General features: G+C 67.9%; 17 protein-coding genes, 1 tRNA gene and 1 pseudogene. 6 read left to right on the top strand and 13 right to left on the bottom strand.

Features of this window, described 5'->3' with window-relative positions:
• The first annotated feature begins 17 nt into the window (after positions 1–17).
• Together A9X00_RS10830 and A9X00_RS10825 are read left to right on the top strand one after the other, a co-directional pair.
• Entirely contained in the window at positions 18–1,208 is a 1,191-nt protein-coding gene (locus tag A9X00_RS10830; protein ID WP_067152807.1) for an MCE family protein, read from the top strand.
• Complete coding sequence (locus A9X00_RS10825) at positions 1,208–2,725, top strand: MCE family protein (RefSeq protein ID WP_067152738.1); 1,518 nt, start codon at positions 1,208–1,210, stop codon at positions 2,723–2,725. The genes A9X00_RS10830 and A9X00_RS10825 overlap by 1 nt, the downstream gene beginning before the upstream one ends.
• Positions 2,726–2,732: 7 nt before the next feature.
• On the opposite strand, the gene pth is transcribed toward A9X00_RS10825, so the two are convergent.
• The 9 genes from pth to A9X00_RS10780 all read right to left on the bottom strand — a co-directional run bounded on the left by pth (position 2,733) and on the right by A9X00_RS10780 (position 12,537).
• On the bottom strand, positions 2,733–3,308 hold the full coding sequence (gene pth, locus A9X00_RS10820) for an aminoacyl-tRNA hydrolase (protein WP_067152736.1): 576 nt from the start codon (positions 3,306–3,308) through the stop codon (positions 2,733–2,735).
• Positions 3,309–3,320: 12 nt separating this feature from the next.
• A complete protein-coding gene (locus A9X00_RS10815) occupies positions 3,321–3,983 on the bottom strand; it encodes a 50S ribosomal protein L25/general stress protein Ctc (RefSeq protein ID WP_067152734.1) in 663 nt (220 codons plus the stop codon).
• Positions 3,984–4,526: 543 nt separating this feature from the next.
• Positions 4,527–5,408: an oxidoreductase gene (locus A9X00_RS10810; RefSeq protein WP_067152732.1), complete on the bottom strand. Its 882-nt coding sequence runs from the start codon at positions 5,406–5,408 to the stop codon at positions 4,527–4,529.
• A 32-nt stretch (positions 5,409–5,440) separates the two neighbouring features.
• Positions 5,441–6,052, bottom strand: coding sequence for an LpqN/LpqT family lipoprotein (locus A9X00_RS10805; RefSeq protein ID WP_067152805.1), 612 nt, complete (start codon positions 6,050–6,052; stop codon positions 5,441–5,443).
• Positions 6,053–6,090: 38 nt separating this feature from the next.
• Positions 6,091–6,435 (bottom strand): arsenate reductase (glutaredoxin), encoded by a 345-nt coding sequence (gene arsC, locus A9X00_RS10800; protein WP_067152730.1) that lies wholly within the window; start codon positions 6,433–6,435, stop codon positions 6,091–6,093.
• Positions 6,436–7,416 (bottom strand): ribose-phosphate diphosphokinase, encoded by a 981-nt coding sequence (locus tag A9X00_RS10795; RefSeq protein ID WP_067152729.1) that lies wholly within the window; start codon positions 7,414–7,416, stop codon positions 6,436–6,438. It lies immediately after the preceding gene.
• A 97-nt stretch (positions 7,417–7,513) separates the two neighbouring features.
• Positions 7,514–8,992, bottom strand: a complete 1,479-nt coding sequence (glmU, locus tag A9X00_RS10790) for a bifunctional UDP-N-acetylglucosamine diphosphorylase/glucosamine-1-phosphate N-acetyltransferase GlmU (RefSeq protein WP_067152727.1) — start codon at positions 8,990–8,992, stop codon at positions 7,514–7,516.
• Positions 8,993–9,145: 153 nt separating this feature from the next.
• On the bottom strand, positions 9,146–12,301 hold the full coding sequence (locus A9X00_RS10785) for a type 2 lanthipeptide synthetase LanM family protein (protein ID WP_067152725.1): 3,156 nt from the start codon (positions 12,299–12,301) through the stop codon (positions 9,146–9,148).
• A gap of 164 nt (positions 12,302–12,465) precedes the next feature.
• Positions 12,466–12,537, bottom strand: a tRNA-Gln gene (locus A9X00_RS10780).
• A gap of 144 nt (positions 12,538–12,681) precedes the next feature.
• Here A9X00_RS10780 and A9X00_RS10775 point away from each other — a divergent pair.
• Entirely contained in the window at positions 12,682–13,275 is a 594-nt protein-coding gene (locus tag A9X00_RS10775) for a TetR/AcrR family transcriptional regulator (RefSeq protein WP_142282191.1), read from the top strand.
• Between the two features lie 6 nt (positions 13,276–13,281).
• On the opposite strand, the gene A9X00_RS10770 is transcribed toward A9X00_RS10775, so the two are convergent.
• From A9X00_RS10770 to A9X00_RS10760, 3 genes are read right to left on the bottom strand one after another with little or no spacing between them, the layout of a single operon-like run.
• The gene (locus A9X00_RS10770; protein ID WP_197515130.1) at positions 13,282–14,118 is read right to left on the bottom strand and encodes an SDR family oxidoreductase; all 837 of its coding nucleotides are present in this window, start codon (positions 14,116–14,118) and stop codon (positions 13,282–13,284) included.
• Between the two features lie 35 nt (positions 14,119–14,153).
• Positions 14,154–15,191, bottom strand: a complete 1,038-nt coding sequence (locus A9X00_RS10765; RefSeq protein ID WP_067152803.1) for a TIGR03617 family F420-dependent LLM class oxidoreductase — start codon at positions 15,189–15,191, stop codon at positions 14,154–14,156.
• Between the two features lie 14 nt (positions 15,192–15,205).
• Positions 15,206–15,910 (bottom strand): TetR/AcrR family transcriptional regulator, encoded by a 705-nt coding sequence (locus tag A9X00_RS10760; protein WP_232006759.1) that lies wholly within the window; start codon positions 15,908–15,910, stop codon positions 15,206–15,208.
• Here A9X00_RS10760 and A9X00_RS10755 point away from each other — a divergent pair.
• Complete coding sequence (locus A9X00_RS10755; RefSeq protein ID WP_067152720.1) at positions 15,903–17,156, top strand: sulfotransferase; 1,254 nt, start codon at positions 15,903–15,905, stop codon at positions 17,154–17,156. The genes A9X00_RS10760 and A9X00_RS10755 overlap by 8 nt on opposite strands.
• Complete coding sequence (locus tag A9X00_RS10750; protein WP_067152718.1) at positions 17,153–18,313, top strand: DUF1214 domain-containing protein; 1,161 nt, start codon at positions 17,153–17,155, stop codon at positions 18,311–18,313. The genes A9X00_RS10755 and A9X00_RS10750 overlap by 4 nt, the downstream gene beginning before the upstream one ends.
• Positions 18,314–18,369: 56 nt before the next feature.
• Here A9X00_RS10750 and lysA read toward each other — a convergent pair whose 3' ends face one another.
• Positions 18,370–19,710, bottom strand: coding sequence for a diaminopimelate decarboxylase (gene lysA, locus A9X00_RS10745; RefSeq protein ID WP_067152716.1), 1,341 nt, complete (start codon positions 19,708–19,710; stop codon positions 18,370–18,372).
• A gap of 107 nt (positions 19,711–19,817) precedes the next feature.
• Here lysA and A9X00_RS10740 point away from each other — a divergent pair.
• Positions 19,818–20,700 (top strand): annotated as a pseudogene (locus A9X00_RS10740) (transcription-repair coupling factor); the annotation flags it as partial.

Raw genomic sequence — 20,700 nt, 5'->3', positions numbered from 1 at the left:
CCGTCGGTGGCTTCCTCCTGCTCACCGCAACCGGCTGCGCGTTCCAGGGATTGAACTCGCTTCCGCTTCCCGGCACGGTGGGGCGAGGGCCCGGCGCCGCCACCTACCATGTCGAGTTGGCGAATGTCAGTACGCTGGAGGCGAATTCGCCGGTGATGCTCAACGACGTGATTGTCGGAAGCGTCGACCACATGACCTTCCACGACTGGCACGCCGATGTCGCCATCTCGGTGAAACCCTCCGTCGTGGTGCCCGCGAACGCGGTGGCCCGGGTGGGGCAGACCAGCCTGTTGGGATCCATGCACCTCGAGCTGAATCCGCCGCCGGGCCAGGCGCCGACCGGCCGGTTGCAACCCGGATCCACCATCCCGCTGAACAGGTCATCGACCTACCCGTCGACGGAGCAGACCCTTTCGTCGCTGTCGGTGGTGATCAACGCCGGAGGACTGGGGCAAATCGGCGACATCGTCCACAACTTCAGCGACGCGATGTCCGGGCATGAGGACCAGATCCGCGATTTGCTGACCCGGCTTGACAATTTCGTCGGGACCCTGGACGCCCAGCGCGACAACCTCATTGGAGTCATCGGAGACCTGAACCGCCTCACCGACACGCTCGCCGGGCAGCGCGACGTGATCACGCAGACGTTGCAAAAGATTCCCCCGGCACTGGATGTGTTGATACGCGAGCGACCGCGCCTCACGGCGGCGCTGGACAAGTTGCGGGTCTTCGGAGACACGGCAACCGGGCTCGTCACCGACACCCGCGACGATTTGGTGCGCAACCTGAAGAATCTGGAGCCGACGATCAAGGCGCTCGCCGACATCGGTCCGGATCTGGCTGCCGCACTGGCCTGGGCGACGACCTTCCCGTACGGCCAGAATCTGATCGACCGCGGTGTTAGGGGTGACTACATGAACATGTTCTTGGTCGCCGATCTCACGCTTCCCCGGCTCAAGCGGACATTGCTGCTCGGCACTCGTTGGGGTCAGGTCGGCGCCCCGTTGGTTCCAGCACCGGGAGAGCCGGAATATTTGAACTACACGCACGATCCGCTGGGCGCGCCTTTGCAGCCGCCGCAGCCCGTTCCGGCTACCGCGGGCGGGTCGACGCCCGTCCCGGGCGGGGCCGAACCGGGTCCGACGGGGCCGACCGCCGGCGTTCCTGTGCCTACCGATTTTCCGCCGAAAGATCAAGCGGGCGGCTGATGCTGACGCGTCTGATCAAGATCCAGCTGACGATCTTCACGATCGTGTCGATCGTTGCGGTCGTCTCGATGGCGCTGGTCTACATCCAGGCGCCGACGCTGCTGGGCATCGACCACATCACCGTGCGGCTCGAACTACCTTCCGGCGGAGGGATATACCGGTTCGCCAATGTCACCTATCGGGGCGTGCAGGTGGGCAAGGTCACCGCGGTCGAATTGCAGCCCGATCGGGTGCGGGCGACGCTGTCGCTTGACACGTCGCCGAGGATTCCCGCCGATCTGCGGGCGGAGGTACGCAGTGTCTCGGCGGTGGGGGAGCAATACGTGGACCTGCGTCCGCGGCACAACGCGGGGCCCTACCTCGAGGACGGCTCGGTCATTCCGGTTGAGCGCACGACGATTCCCCAAGCCGTAGGGCCGATGCTGAACAAGGTCAGCGCGCTGATCAACAGCATTCCCAAGGACAAGATGAGCGCGTTGCTCGACGAGTCGTTCAAGGGGCTCAACGGGGCCGGCTTCGACCTGGGTTCCCTGCTGGACTCTTCGGCCCGGGTGAGCCGGGACGCCAGCGCCGTCGCGGATCGGACCCGGACGCTGGTGGATGATGCTGTGCCGCTGCTGGATTCACAAGCCGCTACCACGGACTCCATTCGCACCTGGGCGCGCAGCCTGGCCGGTGTGACGCACACGCTGGTCGCTGACGATGGGGAATTGCGCACGGTACTGAAGGCCGGGCCGGGCGCCGCCAACGAGGTTTCTCGCCTGCTCGACCAGATCAAGCCGACACTGCCGGTCCTGCTGGCGAACCTCACCACGGTGGGTCAGATTCTGGTGACATATAACCCGTCGCTCGAGCAGCTATTGGTGTTGTTGCCGCCGGTGATCGCGTCGTTGCAGGCCTCCGGGTTGTCGAGCAACAATCCGACCGGCATGGCGCTGGGCGAGTTCGCGATCAGCGTCGCAGACCCGCCGCCGTGCACCGCCGGGTTTCTGCCGCCCTCATCGTGGCGTTCGCCCGCCGACACCACCACGATCGATACTCCAGATGGGTTGTACTGCAAACTGCCTCAGGATTCCCCCATCTCGGTGCGGGGGGCACGCAACTACCCATGCATGGGTAAGCCGGGCAAGCGCGCGCCGACCGTCCAGATCTGTGACAGCGACAAGCCGTACGAACCGCTGGCCATGCGCCAACATGTGCTCGGCCCCTATCCGCTGGATCCGAACCTGATATCGCAGGGCATCCCGCCGGACGATCGGGTCACGGTCCACGACCGTATCTTCGGCCCGGTGGACGGGACGGCGCTGCCGCCGGGGGCTTCGCCGTCGGGAACGCCGCCGGACGCCGCTCCGAGCTCGTTGACGACGGCTGGGCCCTCGGCGAATCCGTCTGTGGCGGTCGCGCAATACGACCCGCGCACCGGCACCTACATGGCGCCCGGCGGCCAACTGTTCCAACAATCCGACTTGGCTGCCGGGGCGACGCCGACGTCGTGGAAGGACATGCTGCCGAGGTAGCCCGCGCCTACCAGGCGTGGACGCGGTTCTGCGCAGGCTCGAGCCCGAGCTCGATGAGCGCCTCGGTGGCATCGGCGGCCTGCTCGCAAATCGTCGGCACCTCGGCGCGCTCGGCCGCGGTGAAGTTCTCCAGCACGAACGCCGCCGGGTCCTTGCGCCCCGGTGGACGCCCGATCCCGATGCGAACCCGCTGAAAGTCCTTGGTGCCCAACCCCGCAACCACCGAGCGCACCCCGTTGTGGCCGCCTTCGCCGCCGCCGAGCTTGAGCCGGATGCGGCCGAACTCGAGATCGAGTTCGTCGTGGATGACGATGATGTCGGCCGGGGCCACCGAGTAGAACTTCGCCAGCGGCCCCACCTGGCGGCCCGACTCGTTCATGAAGCAGCGCGGCTTGGCCACGAGCACCGAGTGCCCGGCCAACCGGCCGCTGACAACTTCGGCGCCGGAACGCTTGTGCGCCTTGAACTTCGAACCCAGCCGCGCGGCGAGCAGGTCGGCGACCATGAACCCGAGGTTGTGCCGGGTGCGCGCGTAGTTGTCTCCGGGGTTGCCCAGGCCGACCACCAATAGCGGTTCGGCCACGTCGGGGGCCGCCTACTCGGACTCGTCGGCGGAGGCCTCGGCCTCGCCGCCCTCTTCGGCCTCGGGAGCCGCCGCCTCGCCTTCGGCCGCCTCGCCGGCGCCCTCTTCCGCGAGGTCCGCGGCGGTCGGGGCGTTCACCACGTTGACCACCAGCATGTCCGGGTCGGACACCAGGCTGACGCCGCTGGGCAGCGTGATCTGCCCGGCGGTGAACTGGGTGCCCGGCGGGGCGTCCTCGACGGACACGGTCAGCTGCTCGGGTATCGACATGGCCTCGGCCTCGATCTCGATGGTGTTCGTCTCCTGGGTGACCAGGGTGTCGGGGCCGGCCTCGCCCTCGACGACGACGTTGACCTCCACGTGCACCTTCTCGCCGCGGCGCACGACCACCAGGTCGGCGTGCTGGATGGTGCGGCGGATCGGGTGGATGTCCAGCGCCTTGGTCAGCGCCAGCTGCTCCTTGCCCGCGATGTCGAGGGTCAGCACCGCGTTGGTGCCCGAGTGCCGCAGCACTGCCGCGTAGTCGTGCCCGGGAAGTTCCAAGTGCTGGGGTGCGGCGCCGTGACCGTAGAGGACGGCGGGAATCTTGCCCTCGCGGCGGGCCCGGCGGGACGCGCCCTTGCCGGTCTCGGCTCGCACCGCCACCTTCAGCTGGTTGACTGCGGACTTGGCCATCGTGTCGCTCCTATGTGCTCAATACCTGGGTCGGGAGCACGGCAAAGGTCGCGACTTTGAAGTCGGTCTCCGTCGATAACGGTGCTGGCCAGCCAGCCACCCTCGCCGTGACGCCCGGTCAGGTTAGCGCATTTGCGCCTGGGAGCGGAAATTCGAGAGTGTGCATTGACGGCTTTGCGTGGTGCAGCAGGGCCGAAAATCGGCCGGAATCGCGCCCTCAACACACACTGAAGCCGTCAGTTCACACTCAACGCGCCCGCCCCCTAGTCGGCGGGTCGCTTGTTCCCGGGTTGGCCGTTGAGTGTGCATTGACGGCTTTGAGTGGTGCGCCAGGGTTGAAAATCGGCCGAAATCGCGCCTTCAGCACACACTGAAAGCCCTCAGTTCACACTCAACGCGCCGCCGCCCAGTCGGCGGGCCGCTTGCTCCGGGGTTGGCCGTTGAGTGTGCATTGACGGCTTTGCGTGGTGCGCCAGGGCGCGAATGTGACGGGATTTCCGCCCCCAGCACACACTGAAAGCCCTCAGTTCACACTCAAAAGCCCTACAGCGGGAATTTGGTGCCGGTGAGCTGCTCGGAGAGCTCCCACAGCCTGGCGGCCGCGGCCGCGTCCTGGGCGCGCCGGCTGCGGGCGACGGGCTGCGTCCGGCCAACCCAGCCGAATCGCGGGCCGATGAACGTGTCGCCCGGCAAATCCTGCGACGCCGCGTAGAGGGTCTGCCGGGCGCCGAAATCGGCGTCGGTGGCCACCACCCGGGTGGCGGCCGACATCAGCGCGTCGCCGACCTTGCGGCCTGACGCGCCCTGCAGGTTGGTGTGCGAGTAGCCGGGATGGGCCGCCCGCGCCCGCAGCGGCGAACCGGCCGAGTCGAGCCGTCGCTGCAGCTCGCTGGTGAACAGCAGGTTGGCCAGCTTCGACTGGCTGTAGGCCAGCCAGGGAGAGTAGCGGCGGTTCTTAAAGTTCAGGTCGTCGAAGTTGATCCGTCCCGGCCAGTGCGCCATCGACGACACCGTGACCACGCGGTCGGTCAGCTTGGGCAGCAGCAGGTTGGTCAGCGCGAAGTGACCGAGGTGGTTGGTGCCGATCTGGCTCTCGAATCCGTCGGCCGTCAGCGCGTAGGGGGCGGCCATGATGCCGGCGTTGTTGATCAGCACGTCGACCCCGTCCACGCCGTCGGCGAACCGGCGCACCGACGAGAGGTCCTGCAGGTCGAGGGGGCGCACCTCGACGTGGCCGGTTTGGGAGCCGGTGATCTGTTTCGCGGCGGCCTCGCCCTTGCCCGTGTTGCGGACGGCCATGACGATCTTGGCGCCCTTGCCGGCCAGCTCGCGGGCCGTCACCGCGCCCAGCCCGCTATTGGCGCCGGTGATGATCACGGTGCGCCCGGCGAACGACGGCAGGTCTGCGGCGGTCCAGTTCGTCATGGCTGATGAGCTTAGTGACAGGGCGTCGCAGCCTACTTGGCGGCGACGACGAACCCGTGGATGATCGCCTCGATGTCGGTCGACTCGGCGGCCGCCTGGTTGGCCAGGCTGGTGATGGTCAGCTGGACCAGGTATCGCTGTTTCGCGGGCGGCGACCCGGTGGCGATGACGATCCGGTTCCAGCTGTGCAGCCGCTGGTCCTCGACGTCGTAGCTGCCCTGGATCATCGACGACGGAAAGCCGTTGTAGTTATCCGTGGAGGCGTCCAGCTGCTTGAAGTTCTCGAACAGCTGCGCATCGTCGTTGCCGTGCTTGACGACCTGCGCCGGGTCGAAGTCCCCGTGCAATTTGAAGACCACCAGCCGCGCGGTCGGATATTTGCCGCCGTGCGAGATCATCACGGTCTCCTTGGCGATGTTCGGGTTGTTCGCCAGCGACCAGCCCGGCGGCGTCGGTATCGACACGTTCAGATCGGGCAGCGATCCCGGCGCCACCTGTTGGCCGGTGACGCCGATGTTCTGCAGGTACTGCGACAGCGGGACGGGCTTCTCCGTCGTGGTGGGGGCGGCGCTGGTCGTCGAGCTCCGCGTCAGGATCGACTGGTAGTCAGGGGCTTTCGGGGGCGAGCACGCCGCCACGGGCATGCTCAGCGCGACCAGCACCACTGCGGCGGTCGAGCGCTTCACAGAATCTCGTGCACGGCATCGACCGGCCGCGCCAGCCTGGTGCCCTTCGGTGTGACGACAAAAGGCCGCTCGATCAGGATCGGGTGTTCGGCCATGGCGTCGAGCAACTCGTCGTCGGTCGCGTCGGCGAGATCGAGTTCGGCATACAGCGGTTCGCGCTTGCGCACCGCGGCACGCACCTCGATGCCGGCGTCGCGGATCATGCGCGCCAGCTCCGCGCGTGACGGCGGGGTTTTCAGGTACTGAACGATGGTCGGTTCAATTCCGTTGTCCCGCAAAAGATCTAAGGTCTTGCGGGAGGTGCTGCACTTCGGGTTGTGGTAGATGACGGTATCGGCCATCTACGCGTCTCCGTCGAAAAGCCCCGTGACGGAGCCGTTTTCGAAAACGGCGCGGATGGTGCTGGCCAGCAGCGGCGCAATGGACAGGACGGTGAGCTGCGGGAAACGCTTCTCCTCGCCGATCGGGAGCGTGTTGGTGACGATGACCTCCCGCGCGCCGCTCGACGCCAGCCGCTCGGCGGCCGGGTCGGAGAGCACGCCGTGGGTCGCCGCGATCACCACGTCGCTGGCGCCGTCTTCGCGCAGCAGGTTCACCGCGCCGGCGATGGTGCCGCCGGTGTCGATCATGTCGTCGATCAGGACGCAGGTGCGGCCCTCGACCTCGCCGACGACGCGGTTGGAGACCACCTGGTTGGGCACCCGCGGGTCGCGGGTCTTGTGGATGAAGGCCAGCGGAACTCCGCCGAGCGCGTCGGCCCATTTCTCGGCGATGCGCACCCGGCCGGAGTCGGGGGAGACCACCACCATGTTGCCGTCCGGGTAGTTGTCCTTGATGTAGCCGGTCAGCAGGTTCTGCGCGCGCATGTGGTCGACCGGCCCGTCGAAGAAACCCTGGATCTGGTCGGTGTGCAGGTCGACGGTCACGATCCGGTCGGCGCCGGCGGTCTTGAGCAGGTCGGCGACCAGCCGCGCGGAGATGGGCTCGCGTCCGCGGTGCTTCTTGTCCTGCCGCGCGTAGGGGTAGAAGGGCATGACGGCGGTGATCCTCTTGGCGCTGCCCCGCTTGAGCGCGTCGATCATGATCAGCTGTTCCATCAGCCAGTTGTTGACCGGCGCGGGGTTGGATTGCAGGACGAAGGCGTCGCAGCCGCGCACCGACTCGTGGAACCGCACGAAGATCTCGCCGTTGGCGAATTCCCGGGCCGTCTGCGCCGTGACGTGGACGTCGAGTTCCTTGGCGACCTGTTCGGCCAGCTCGGGATGCGCGCGGCCCGAGAAAAGCATCAAATTTTTGCGATTATCGGTCCAGTCGTGGCTCAACGCACTGCCCTGCCTCGGGATCGAAATGGAAGCCCCATCGTACGTAGCGAATCGTACGGAAATGTGGCCGGGTTGCCAGGGACCAAACTCACGGTGTCTATTCAGGCCCCGAATTCTCGGAATTTTCGTCGGCCGCCTTACCGGCAGCCCGTTCCGCGGCCTCGGCCGCCGCGCTGCCCGGCCGCTTGCGCTGCACCCAGCCCTCGATGTTGCGTTGCGGTCCCGCGGACACCGCCAGCGCCCCCGGGGGGACGTCGTCGCGCACCACCGTCCCGGCGCCGGTGTAGGCCCCGTCGCCGACGGTGACCGGGGCGACGAACATGGTGTCCGACCCGGTGCGCACGTGCGACCCGATGGTGGTGCGCCGCTTGGTTTCGCCGTCGTAGTTGACGAACACGCTGGATGCGCCGATGTTGCTGTGCTCGCCAATGTCGGCGTCGCCGACGTAGGTCAGGTGCGGAACCTTGGTGCCCGTCCCGATCACCGAGTTCTTGGCCTCGACGAACGCGCCGAGTTTGGCGTCGGCCCCCAGCACGGTCCCGGGTCGCAGGTAGGTGAACGGGCCGACCGTGGCGCCGTCCCCGATCGACGAGGACGTGCCGTGGGTACGCACCACCGACGCGCCGTCGCCGACGGTGACGTCGGTCAGGGTGGTGTCGGGGCCGACGACGCAGTGACCGCCGACCCGGGTGCGGCCCAGCAGCTGGGTGCCGGGGTGGATGACCGTGTCCCGGCCGATCGTCACGTCCACGTCGATCCAGGTAGTGGCCGGGTCGACCACGGTCACGCCGGACATCTGGTGGGCGGCGACGATCCGGCGGTTCAGCTCGGCGCCCAGCTCGGCCAGCTGGACGCGGTTGTTGACGCCGGCCACCAGCGCGCTGTCGGCGACGTGCTGGGCCCGCACGGCGAGGCCGTCGCCGCGAAGGATCGCGACCGCGTCGGTCAGGTAGAGCTCCCGCTGGGCGTTGTTGGAGCTCAGCCGGCCCAGCGCCGAGCGCAGCGCCGCGACGTCGAAGGCGTAGACACCGGCGTTGACCTCGCGGATCTCGCGCTGCGAGGGCGTCGCGTCGGTGTGCTCGACGATCGCCATCACCTCGTTGTCCTGGGTGCGCAGGATGCGGCCATAGCCGACCGGATCGCTCAGTGTGGTGGTGAGCACGGTGACCGCGGCCGACTCGGCGGTGTGGGTGGCGATCAGGCCGGCCAGGGTGTCGGAGTCCAGCAGCGGGGTGTCGCCGGAGGTGACGACGACGATGCCGGCGTAGTCGTCCGGCAGGGCGGACAGGCCGCACAGGACGGCGTGGCCGGTGCCCAGCGGCCGGTCCTGCAGCGCCACGTCGATCGAGCGGCCCAGCGTCTCGGCGAGCTCGCCGACCAGCGGCGCGACGCGCTCGTGATCGTGGCCGAGGACCACGACCAGGTGCTGGGGTGCGACCTTGGCGATCGCGTGCAGGGAATGCGACAGCATGCTGCGGCCGCCGATCGTGTGCAGCACCTTCGGGGTGTCGGACCGCATCCGGGTGCCGGGTCCGGCCGCGAGGACCAGGACCGCGGTGTCACCACGAAAGGCCATCAACCGTCCCCCTACTGGCTGGTCGCGGGGCTCGCGAGCGTGCGTTGCTGCTATTCCAAGAGATGAGTTTAGGCGGCGGTGCGGCAGGGCCGGTCGGCGTGTTCGCCCCTGCCGTGGTGCCACGGCCTCCCGAGGATGGCCGGCTCGACCCATTCATTCCCAGATCAAGACGTTGGGCAGCGAGGGCTTGATTCGCCGCAACGCCGTGTAGCCGACGCCCGCGATGCCGCGGAAAAGACCAAGATTGAAGCGGTCGGTCGTCCCGCCGGTCCACCGGTAGTCGCCGCTCGACCGGGCGGTTTCGATGACTGACAGCAGCCGCTGCGAGGCCCGCTCGCAGAGATCGTCGCGCCCGAGGATGCCGCCGGCCTCCCAGAGGAACTCGATGCTGCCGAGCGCGCCGCAGCACAGCGTGTCGGTTGCGCCCGGCCATCCGTGCTCCGTACCCGCGACGGCGTTCTCGATGTCGGCGCGGACGACTCCGACCGACGGTACCGGGTGTCTGGTCATGGCGGCCCGCGCCAACCCGATTCCTTGAGCGCCATAACACCATCGGGCTCCCCCGACGGCACCGACACCGCGTAGGTCGGGCCAATTGCTGGTGTGGGTGTCGAAGGAGGCGTTCTCGAAGGCGATGCATTCGATTGCGGCGCTTGCGAACTCGTCATATCCGGTGGCCGAGGCCAGCGACGCCAAAGCGTAGGCGTAACCCGCCGCGCCGTGCGACATGCCGTTGAGAGGGCCGGCGGAACCTGGCGGCGCCCAGCTGCGCCGGCCCGCGGGCCCCACACGCTGTTGGGCAAGCAGATGCCTCCCGCAGTTGGTCGCCCGCTCGAGTACGTCGCCGGATCCGGTCTGGCGATATAGCCGGAGCAGACCGAGGATGGCGCCGGCACTGCCGCCCAGGACGTCAAGCTGACGATCAGCTGAAATAGCTTCCGGGGTAATCGTCTCCGCCGCGGCGTGCGCGTCCAGGAGCGCATCGTCATCATCGAGGAGCGTCGAGATGACCGCGAGCCCGTACACGATCGATCCGACACCAAGGCCACCGCCCAGCCCGACCTGGCGAGCGACGCGCCCCGGGTTGGATCCTCGCAGGAATCCCCGCAGCCGCCGCAGCCCAGCGTCCACAAGGGTTTTTGAGGAGGTGGAGCCTGTGACGGCGGCGTGCGCGGCAAGGAACAGCGCGATGCCGCACGTGCCCTTGTAGAGGTCGGGACCGAGCACGACCAGCTGTGACAACTCGGACTCGCCAAGCCAGTCGAGACCGATCCACGCCGCACTCGTCCCCTTGCGCACCGCATGCTCCGAGAGCGTTCGGGCCGCCGCGTCGGCTGCGCCGGTGAAGGTGGCGGTCGCATCCTGGTCGCACTGCCCGATCGCGGGGACAAGCGGGACGGGTTCGGCTGGCCCGAGCGTGGCGGTGCTCTGCCGGATGAGCTCGGTCTGCCAGGCGATTTCCTCGTCATCGAGGGAGCGCAGGCGGGCACGCGCTCGATCGAGACCCGGTGTTGACCGCGCCGGGATTGAGGTGCCGTGCGCGTCGTGGATCCTGTGGCCGTCGCTTGCCATCACAAAATGTGGAACGTTCAAGTCCACGACAGCGGCGCGTTCGGCGCGCAGCAAGGGCCAGGTCGGGTCGATGTCCTGCTCCCAGTCCGCCAGTTGAGCGGCGAAGTCGGCCTGAGCGGACCACGCGACGCCGTCGGCCATGGCGCGGTGATCTCCCAGATGCTGCAACAGCATGCCGTAGAACCTCGTTGGCCGGACGACCTTACGGATCGGCAGGCCGCCGAAGCCGTCCAACAGGTCGTCCGGGCGCTGCTGGGAAAGAAACTTCGCGTAGTCGCGGAACCCGGATGTGAGGTCGTCGACATAACCGCCGAGCCGAGAATGACACCCGTCGATATGGGGCAGGTTCGGGATGGTCGACTCGGTCTGGACAACTTTCGCGGGCCGCATCGTGTCGGAATTGACGTCTGTCCATGTGAGTGCGGTCCGCGGAACGGAATTCGAGATCACTCCGCCCATCGAGAAGGTCTCATTGGAATCCCAGCTGTAGGTCGGAAGGACACCGACCATGACTACCGAATTCATGACCTTCAGCGTCGCCGCCTCGAATGCGTCCCGATCGCCGGCGGTGGCTGTGTCGCCCCACGGTTCGGCGGCCTGCAAAATCATCTCCAGATCGATCGGCACCGGATGCTCGCCGCTCGCGATGATGTTCTCCTGATGCATGTCGACGCTGGCGAAGCAGTGGAACAGCGCCAGCCATGCGCCCGCGCGCCGGAAGTATCGCTGAAAGCCCTGTCGATCGGCACAACTCGTGTGATCGATGAACTCCGTCCAGCCGTAACCTTGTCGTGGCAGCACGCGGGCGGCCCGCAGCTCGACGGGGGCAAGGCAGTTCAGTCTTTCGGTCAGCGCATGCCACGCTGCGTCGACCCCCAAATCCTTGGGTTTGTACACGACCTGCGAGCCGTCCTGAAAGCCGATGATCGTCACGGTGCGGCCGAAGTTGTGCCGGTCGGAGAGGCCGGTGTCGATGCTGATTGCCCGGCAGGACGGGCCAGATGTGCTCTCCCCCAGCAAGTCGCGGCGAATCGCCGGCAGATCGGCATCCAGCCGCTTGATCAGCTCCCGTGACGCGTCGATCCACTGTCGGGTGAGCGAGGCCATCAATCGCAACAGGACCGGTTTGTCCTCGAACAGCTGACGCCACCCGGTCGTCTTCATGGTGCGGACGAAGCGGTCATAGCAGCCGCCCGGCGCACCGTCGTTGCGGGCGCGGGCAAACACGTCGTAGAGAGCGGGCGCCGAAAGGTCCGACAACTGCGCTGTCAGCGAACCGCGCAGGCATGCGCGCGCGCCGTCGTCCAGCGCGTCTCGGGCGCTGTCGCCCATGCCCGACCAGAGCACGTGCTCCGCCTCCCCGACCACCGGTTCCAGCAGGTCCGCGAAGGCGCACTGCCCGGCTTCGGGAAGCATCGTGTTCGCCGCGGTTTCGCGGGGATCCTGCAACGCTGCGGCGACCCAAGCTGCGTCCTTGACCCAGCCCGGTGTCGGTAGGCGCGGATTGCGGCGAACCGCCGCGAATTTTGCGACCACGTGCTCGATCGACAGTCCGTCGCGCTGAAGCCGCCTGGCGAACAGTGTTGGGTCGCCGCCGGCGGACGACCGGCACCATGCGGCAAGACGGCGCGCGGCGAGGTCGGTGTCACCCTTCTGAATGGGCAATTGGTCAAACGCGTCGGAAAGCAACTCATCGACGGTGGCGGCCCGAGCGAGCAGACGCTCATCGAGAACCATCGAAAGCCCCCATCCCGAACTCCCGGTTACCGATGAGCTGGATGTGTTGCGCAGCAAACGCGCACGTCAACCCGCCGAAATCTACAGAGGAAACTCAATAGTAATTGGAAGCATCGTCACCTACGACTTGCCCGACGGGCCACTCGCGCGGCAAACGGGCGGAGCTCCGTCGCCAGGACTCGAACCTGAACTCTCAGAACCAAAATCTGATGTGCTGCCGATTACACCACGACGGACTGCAAGCCCCGTAGGCCCGCGCCACCAAGAGACTCTAGACGGTGCGCGGGACGGCGGCGTGGTTGTGCCGACCCGATACGCTGATTGACGTGGCCGTTCTCGATAAAGAGCCCGACAAGGAAGCGCGGCCGGCGCGCGCCCGGATGACGGGCAGCGATCGCCGCCAGCAGCTCATCGGCATCGCCCGCTCGCTGTTCGCCGAGCGCGGCTATGAGGGCACCTCGATCGAGGAGATCGCGCTGCGCGCCAACGTGTCCAAGCCCGTCGTCTACGAGCACTTCGGCGGCAAGGAGGGGCTGTACGCCGTCGTCGTCGACCGCGAGATGTCGGCGCTGCTGGACATGATCACCTCGTCGCTGACCAACAACCGATCGCGGGTGCGGGTGGAGCGGGTGGCCCTGGCGTTGCTCACCTACGTCGAGGAGCGCACCGACGGCTTCCGCATCATGATCCGCGACTCGCCGGCCGCGATCAGCTCGGGCACCTACTCCAGCCTGCTCAACGACGCGGTCAGCCAGGTCAGCTCGATCCTGGCCGGTGACTTCGCCCGCCGCGGCCTGGACGCGGACCTGGCGCCGCTGTACGCCCAGGCGCTGGTCGGCTCGGTGTCGATGACGGCGCAATGGTGGCTCGACACCCGCGAGCCCAAGAAAGAAGTGGTCGCCGCGCACCTGGTCAACCTGATGTGGAACGGCCTGACCCACCTGGAAGCGGATCCCAAGCTGCAGGACGAGTAACGCTCGCTAGGGCCGCACCCCGTCGAGGAAGTTGTTCAGGGCGTGCTTGCCGATTTCCCGGATGCCCAGGGGCCGGGGAAGCAGGCGGGTCACGACGAACATCATCCGCCGATTCGGCGCCCCCACCTGCATGCTGGGCCGCTTGCCGAGATACAGGACCGCCTCCTCGACGTTCTCTTCGGGCGTGTTGATGAGGCTGCCCCTGGCCCGTGCGACCTCGAGCGCCTCGGCGGCCCCCGGCGAACTGGTGAGTCCGGCCATGCAGGCCAACACGTGCACGTTGTCGGGTTTCAGTTCGTACCAGAGCCCTTCGGCGAGAATGATGTTGTATGCCCTCGTCGCGCCGTAGTGCGTGTAGTACGGGCTGCCGATCAGCCCCGTGCCGCTGCTCATCAGGACGATGCCGCCGCGACGGCGCGCCTTCATGAGCGCCCCGTAGTGGTAGGTCAGCCCAAACGGGCTGCCGCAGTTGATGTTTATCCGGCGCCGCTCGAATTCGAGGTCGTCGGCCCAGAATCCGCCCACCGTGGCCAGGGCGGCGTTGGAGACCAGCAGCCCGATTTCGCGGTCGCCGACGGCCGCGACGATGTTTTCCACGGCGTCGGCCGCCCCCAGGTCCTGGGAGACGGTCAGCACCTCGACGCCGAACCGGGACACCAGTTCCTGGCGCTTCTTCTCGAGCTTGTCGGGATCGCGTGCGACGATCGCGACCGACAAGCCCTGGGAGGCAGCGTAATCCGCCCAGGCGCCGCCGATGCCCTCACTGGCACCGGACACGAGCGCCCACGGCCCGTACTGCCCGGCGAAGTTCTTCGGTGGGCGCCGGACGAACGGCCTGTGCAAGCGCCACTGCTTGGCGACAGCCGATTGTGTTGCGTTCATTGGCGCCTTCCGAGGGTGGGAATGGATTTGAGGCGTTCGATCAGCATCGTCAGGACGTCGTCGGGTACGTCGGTGACCGGCAGGCTCAGCCCGCTGCAGACGCCGGAGTACCAGCGCTCGAGCACCGCGGGGATTTCGTCGTAGGTGCCTTGCGGCACAACCCGATCCATCACCTCGTCGGTCAGGTGCTCGGGCAGGTCGGCCCATTCGTTGCGGCGCGCCATGCCGCTGAGCGCCTCGCCGATGTCCTCGAAGCCGAAGTGTTCGAGCTGCCGGCGGTAGGCGGGGGTGCTGTACAGAAAGGCCAGTTCCGATCGCCGGGCCTCCCGCAATCGGGCCAGCTCGTCGTGGGTGGCGGCCATCAGCGGTTGCGGATTGGCGACCACCGCGAGCGGAGTTCGATTGCGGCGACCGTGCTTTGCGCCTTCGGCGAGGTACGGCAGCGTCTGCGTCGCGAGAATCGACGGATGCGAGTTGGTGGGATGACATACGAAGCCGTCCGACATTTCACCGGCCAGAACGCACATCTTCTTGTTGACGCCGCCGGTCCAGATCTGCGGGGGCGGGCACTGGATCGGACCGGGATTGAAATACGGCTGCAGGCGGTCGAAGCGGTAGAACCGCCCGCTGTAGTCAAGGGGCTCGCCGGTCTGGAAGGAGTGGAATATCGCAAGCAGCGATTCGATGTACTCCCGCATCCGCAGCGACGGCTGCGACCACGGGACCGAGAATCGTCCGACGATGTTCCCGCGGACCTGGGAGGCCAGGCCGAGTTGGAAGCGGCCGTCGGAGTAGCGGGCCAGATCCCAGGCCGCGTAGGCGGTGATCATGGGGCTGCGCGGCAACGCGAGGGCCATGCTGGTCCGCACGGTGAGCCGCGTCGTGTGGGCCAATGCCATTGCCGCGATGGTGAATACGTCGTGGATGGTCTCGGACACGTGGACGACCTCGAAGCCGATGCGCTCCATGCGCGCGGCCCACGGACCGATTTCGTCCAGGCCCAGCTGGGCCGGTGCGGAGGCGACGACCTCCATCGGCCGGCCCGCGCTCATCGACTCAGCCCCCGGACGATCAGCGTGGTGTTGTGCTCGAGCCAGGCATCGTCGAGCGTGCGTTCGGTGGCCATCGACATCATGACCGTGCCGCCGATCATGTCCATCAGCAGGCGCGCGTCGATGCCGTCGGCCGCCGCCCCCTCGGCGGCGGCGTGATCGAGGTAGCGCTGCAGGCGTTCGTAGGTGCCGCCCTGCAGGCGGTCCAGCAGCCGCGCGGACAACCCGGGCTCGGAGGGCAGTTCGGCCGTCAGCCCCGACACCGCGCTGTGCACCGCCGGCCGGCTGAACAGGTGGATCGATCCTTCCAGCAGGCTGCGCACGACCGTCCGCAGATCACCCGTCAGCGGCAACTGAGCTTGTGGCGTCGGGGGAAACACCGCGGCGAAGACGAGTTCGATCTTGGTGGGAAAGCGTCGGTACACGGCGGGCGGCGTGGCGCCGGCGCGCGTCGCCACCAACGGAATGCTCAGCCGGGCATAGCCGATCTCTTCGAGCAGTTCGTTGGTGGCTTGCAGCACCGCATCGTCGATGCGCGCGTCGCGGGGCCGCCCCTGCGACTTGGCCTCGCGACTTTTGCGCTCGAAAGGTGTTGATTTCATTACGTTCAGATCGTAATGTTTTGCACGACCGGGCACAACGAAAGGCCGCCAAGATATTTCAGCTGCGCGCTCAACGGTGAGGAACGCCGCTATGGCCATCGAGACACCACCCAGACCGCTCCCGTTTCGCATGCTCAACGGCGCGTATCGCGCCGCGCGCCGCGTCGGCGCCCATCCCGTGCCGCTGCGCAAGTACGCGCTCATGGACCGGGCCAGCCGGCGCGCGGGCGGCCTGACCGACTTCGGCGATCCCCGCTTCGAAGCGGGCCTGGACCGGCTCATCGAGTCGATCAATTCCGAGGACAAGCTCAACGGCTTCGGCCGGATCCTGGCCGCGACCCACATCACCAACCTGTTGCGCCAGCGCCTGCTGGTTATGGAGCACATCCGCCGGAATCCGTCGATCCGGGACGAGGCCATCGCCAAACCGGTCTTCCTCGTCGGCGCGCCGCGCACGGGCACCACCATCACCCATCATCTGCTCAGCCAGGATGACCGGTTCCGTTTCCCGCTCACCTGGGAGTGCGACGAGCTGCACCCGCCGCTGGATCCGGCCACCATGCGCACCGATCCGCGAATCGCGCGCAGCGAGAAGCAGATCCGCCGAACCCTGTCGCTGGCCCCCGATCTCGACGCCGCGCACCCGCTCGGCGCGTGGGAGGCCCAGGAATGCGCGCTGTTGCACGCCTACGCCTTTCACAGCGAGACGTTCCTGGTCATGTTCAACTGCCAGGCCTACGACCGGTGGTTGGCCGATCAGGACCGCACCTGGGTCTACCAGGAGGAGAAGCTGCTCCTGCAGTACATGCAAAGCGGGGGACTGCGTCCCCGGGAGAGCTGGCTGCTCAAGACCCCACCGCACATGGCCAACATCGACAAGATCCTCGACGTCTTCCCCGACGCACGCTTCGTCACCACCTACCGCGAGCCCACCGAGGTCATCGCCTCCAGCTGCAAGTTGTCCGGCACCGTCTTCGCGATGGTGACCGACGGGGTCGACTGGCACGATCACGGCCGCTACATGCGCTGGCGCACCGGGGGCATGCTCGCCCGCAACGTCGAATTGAGGCGCCAATTCGCCGACCGCTCAGACCAATTCGTCGACTTTTCGATGGACCGCATGGTGCGCGACCCGATGGCCTGCGTCGCGGAGATCTACGACCATTTCGGCATCGAACTCACCGACGGCGTGCGGCGCAAGATGAGCCGGTTCATGGCCAAGCGGGGCGGGTCCGCCCGCAAGCCCAACGTCTACCGCGCCGAGGATTACGGGCTCGACATCGCGGCGCTTTGGCCGGAACTGCAGTACTACCGCGACTTCTACGGAATCGAGGGCAAGCCATGACAGAACAGGCGAGCGACGCGCTGCGGGCCGCATGGCGAAGGTTCGGGGAACTGCACGACGAGCTGCTCGGGGTGGGGCTGGCGCAGGGCGAGCTCGACGAGGGTTCTGCCAGTGCGCTTCTCGGGCATTTGATCGGCCACATTCAGTACATGGGGCTGCAGCTGCGCAGCGACCCGGCACGCCCCATGCTGATCAACGCCCAGTACGCGCCGTGGAACTGGGGCCACTCCAACCCCGACACCCTGTACCTGTCAGCGCGTATCGACGACGCGCACGACTACCGCGTCTACGGCAGGCTGGGCTCGGTGGCGCAGACCACCTTCGGCGTCTACGCCGGCAAGGACGACCAGGCCCAAGCGGTCAAGACGCAATCCGAGGACCTGGACATCGCGGCGGACGGATCCTTCGAAATCTACTTCACCCGCCAAAAAATGCGCGATACCAACTGGTTTCAGCTTCCGCCGGGAGCCGAGTCGTTCTGCTGCTACCAAACCTACGGCGACTGGCAGCGCCAATCCAAGGGCACCATCCGCATCGAATGCCTCAACCCGGACGGACCGGCAGGCCCCGGCTCACTGGCGCAGACCGTCGCCGCGTTCGACGAACACCTCGCCGCGTCGCGCGACCTGTTCACCATGTGGGTCAAGGACATTCCCGCGCGGGTCTTCGGGGCGCTGCCGAAGAACTTCGTCATCCCGCCGATGCAGCCGCCGTCGGCCATGGCCGGCGCCTGGTTCGTCCCCATCTCCTGGGAACTGGCCGACGGCCAGGCCCTGGTGATCGACTACCAAATCCCCAGCGGCAGCCCCTATGTCGGCATTTGCCTGACCAACCGGTGGAGCGAGATGATCGACATCGCCTTCCGTCAAACGAGTCTGAACCTCGGCCAGTCGCACACCGACGGCGACCGGGTGCGGGTGCTGCTGTCCACCGAGGACGTCGGCGTGGACAACTGGCTCGACGCGCGCGGGTACCGAAGCGGGGTCGTCACCTGGCGCGCCACCGCCGCCGAGCAGCCCGCCGCGCCCACCGCCACCGTGATCGACATCGACCGCGTCGACGACTACTTCGACCCGTCGCGGCGCGTCACCGCCGAGCAGCGCGCGGCGGCGCTGTTGGCGCGGCAACGCCACTTCGCCGAGCGGGATACGCCATGACGGGTTAGCCCGCGGTGATCGCAAGCGCGGCGTAGCCGGGCGCAGCGGGTCGCCGCTTAGCCACAGTCGCGGACCAGCAGATCCGCGACCGTCTCGCGGCGGACCAGGGCGTGCGCCCGGCCGTCGTTGACCGCCACCACCGGCGGGCGGCCGACCAGGTTGTAGTTCGACGCCATGCTGTGGTGGTAGGCGCCCGTGCAGGCCACGGCCAACAGGTCACCGGGGTGCACGTCGGCCGGCAGCTCGATGTCCCGGGCGATCTCGTCGCCGGCCTCGCAGTGCCGCCCGGCGACCGTGACGCGCAGCCTGGCGCCCAGCGGGTGCCGGTTCGCCAGCGTGACGGTGTATTGCGCGCCGTACAGCGACACCCGCGGGTTGTCGCTCATCCCGCCGTCAACGGCGACGAAGGTGCGCCCGCCCGGTTGGGTCTTCACCGAGCACGCGCGATACAGCGTGACCCCGGCCCGGCCGCTGATGGCGCGGCCGGGCTCCACCACGATGGTCGGTCGCGGGAAGTGTTCGGCGGCGCAGGCCTCGTCCAGCGCGTCGTCGATGACGCGAGCCAGCTCGTCGAGGTCGAGCTCCCGGTCGCCCGATATGTAGGGGATGGCGTGGCCGCCGCCGATGTTCAGCTCGGTGAGCACGACCCCGTGCTGCGCGCGGATGTCGGCCATGGCCGCGATCAGCCGGCGAATCGCTTCGCCGTAGAGGGCGGGGTCGGTGACCTGCGAGCCGATGTGGCAGTGCAGCCCGACCAGGTCGAGGATGGGGTGCGCCAGCACCCGCTTCGCGGCGTCCGAGGCGTGGTCACCGGCGAGGGTGAAGCCGAACTTCTGGTCGCTGATCCCGGTGGTGACGGCGCGGTGTCCGTGGATGTCGATGTCGGGGGTCACCCGGACGAGCACGGGCTGCCGTCGCCGCGCCAGGCCGGCGAGGTAGGCGATCTCGATGCACGAATCGACCACGATGCGCCCGACGCCGACGCGCACGGCCTCGCGCAGTTCGGCCGGCGATTTCGCGTTGCCGTGCACGACGATCCGTGCCGGGTCCACGCCGCCGCCCAGGGCGGTGGCCAGCTCGCCGGCCGAGCAGACGTCGACGCCGAGGCCCTCCTCGCGCGCCCACCGCGCTACCGCGGTCGTCAGCAGCGACTTCCCCGCGTAGACGACCCTGAAGTCGCGCAGCGCCTTGCGGTAGCGGCGGGCGCGCAGGCGGAAGTCGGCCTCGTCGACCACGTAGGTCGGGGTGCCGAACTCGTCGGCGATGTCGGCCAGGGGCACGCCGCCGACGCACAGGCGGCCCTCCTCGTCGGAGCGCGTGGTGACGGGCCAGATCGACGAATCGAACCGGCGCGGGGCCGCCTTTCCAAGGGACGGCAGGATGTCGAGCAATGTCATGACTTCAAGGTGCGCCCGGCCGGTGTCCGGTGCCGCTTTTCTTACGATCCCTTGACGCCGCCGGGGCCAATATTGACGTCGTTAGGCGCCCCTAGAATGGATTCATCATGACCGGACCGGGGCCTGCTCGCCCAGAAACCCCGATCGCGGGGCTCGTGGACCTGGCGCTGACGGCGCCGACGTTCCAGCAACTGATCGACAGCGCGGCCGCGCGCCCGGCCGAGTTGAGCCTGGTCGGGCCCGCCAGTGCTCGCCTGTTCGTCGCCACCGCGCTGGCGCGGCTGGGGCCGCTGCTGGTGGTCACCGCGACCGGGCGCGAGGCCGACGACCTGACCGCCGAACTGCGCGGCGTGCTGGGCGACGCGGTGGCGGTCTTTCCGTCGTGGGAAACGCTGCCGCACGAACGGCTCTCACCCGGCGTCGACACCGTCGGCGCCCGGATGATGGTGCTGCGCCGGTTGTCTCATCCCGATGACGCGCGGCTGGGGCCGCCCTTGCAAGTGGTGGTGACGGCGGTGCGCTCGGTGCTGCAGCCGATGACGCCGCGGCTGGGCGCCGTGGAGCCGGTCACGCTCACTGTCGGTCTGGAGGTTGCTTTCGAGGACGTCATCGCCCGGCTGGTGGAGCTGGCCTACACCCGCGTGGACATGGTCGGGCGGCGCGGCGAGTTCGCCGTGCGCGGCGGGATCCTCGACGTCTTTCCGCCGACCGCCGAGCACCCGGTGCGCGTCGAGTTCTGGGGCGACGAGGTCAGCGAGATGCGGATGTTCGCCGTCGCTGACCAGCGCTCGATACCCGAGATCGAGGTCGACACGGTCATCGCGGTGGCGTGCCGCGAGCTGCTGCTCACCGACGGCGTGCGGGAGCGGGCCGCCGCGCTGGCCGCCCGGCACTCCGGGGCCGAACCCGCCATCACCGGCAGCAGCGCCTCCATGCCGTCGACCGCGATGCCCTCGCCCAGCTTGGCCAGCATGTCGGTGACGCTGCCGG

The organism is Mycobacterium sp. 1245805.9 (assembly GCF_001672915.1).
Lineage (GTDB): Bacteria > Actinomycetota > Actinomycetes > Mycobacteriales > Mycobacteriaceae > Mycobacterium.
The sequence above is the reverse complement of the archived record's forward strand: the minus strand, read 5'-3'. Positions and strand labels throughout refer to the sequence as shown.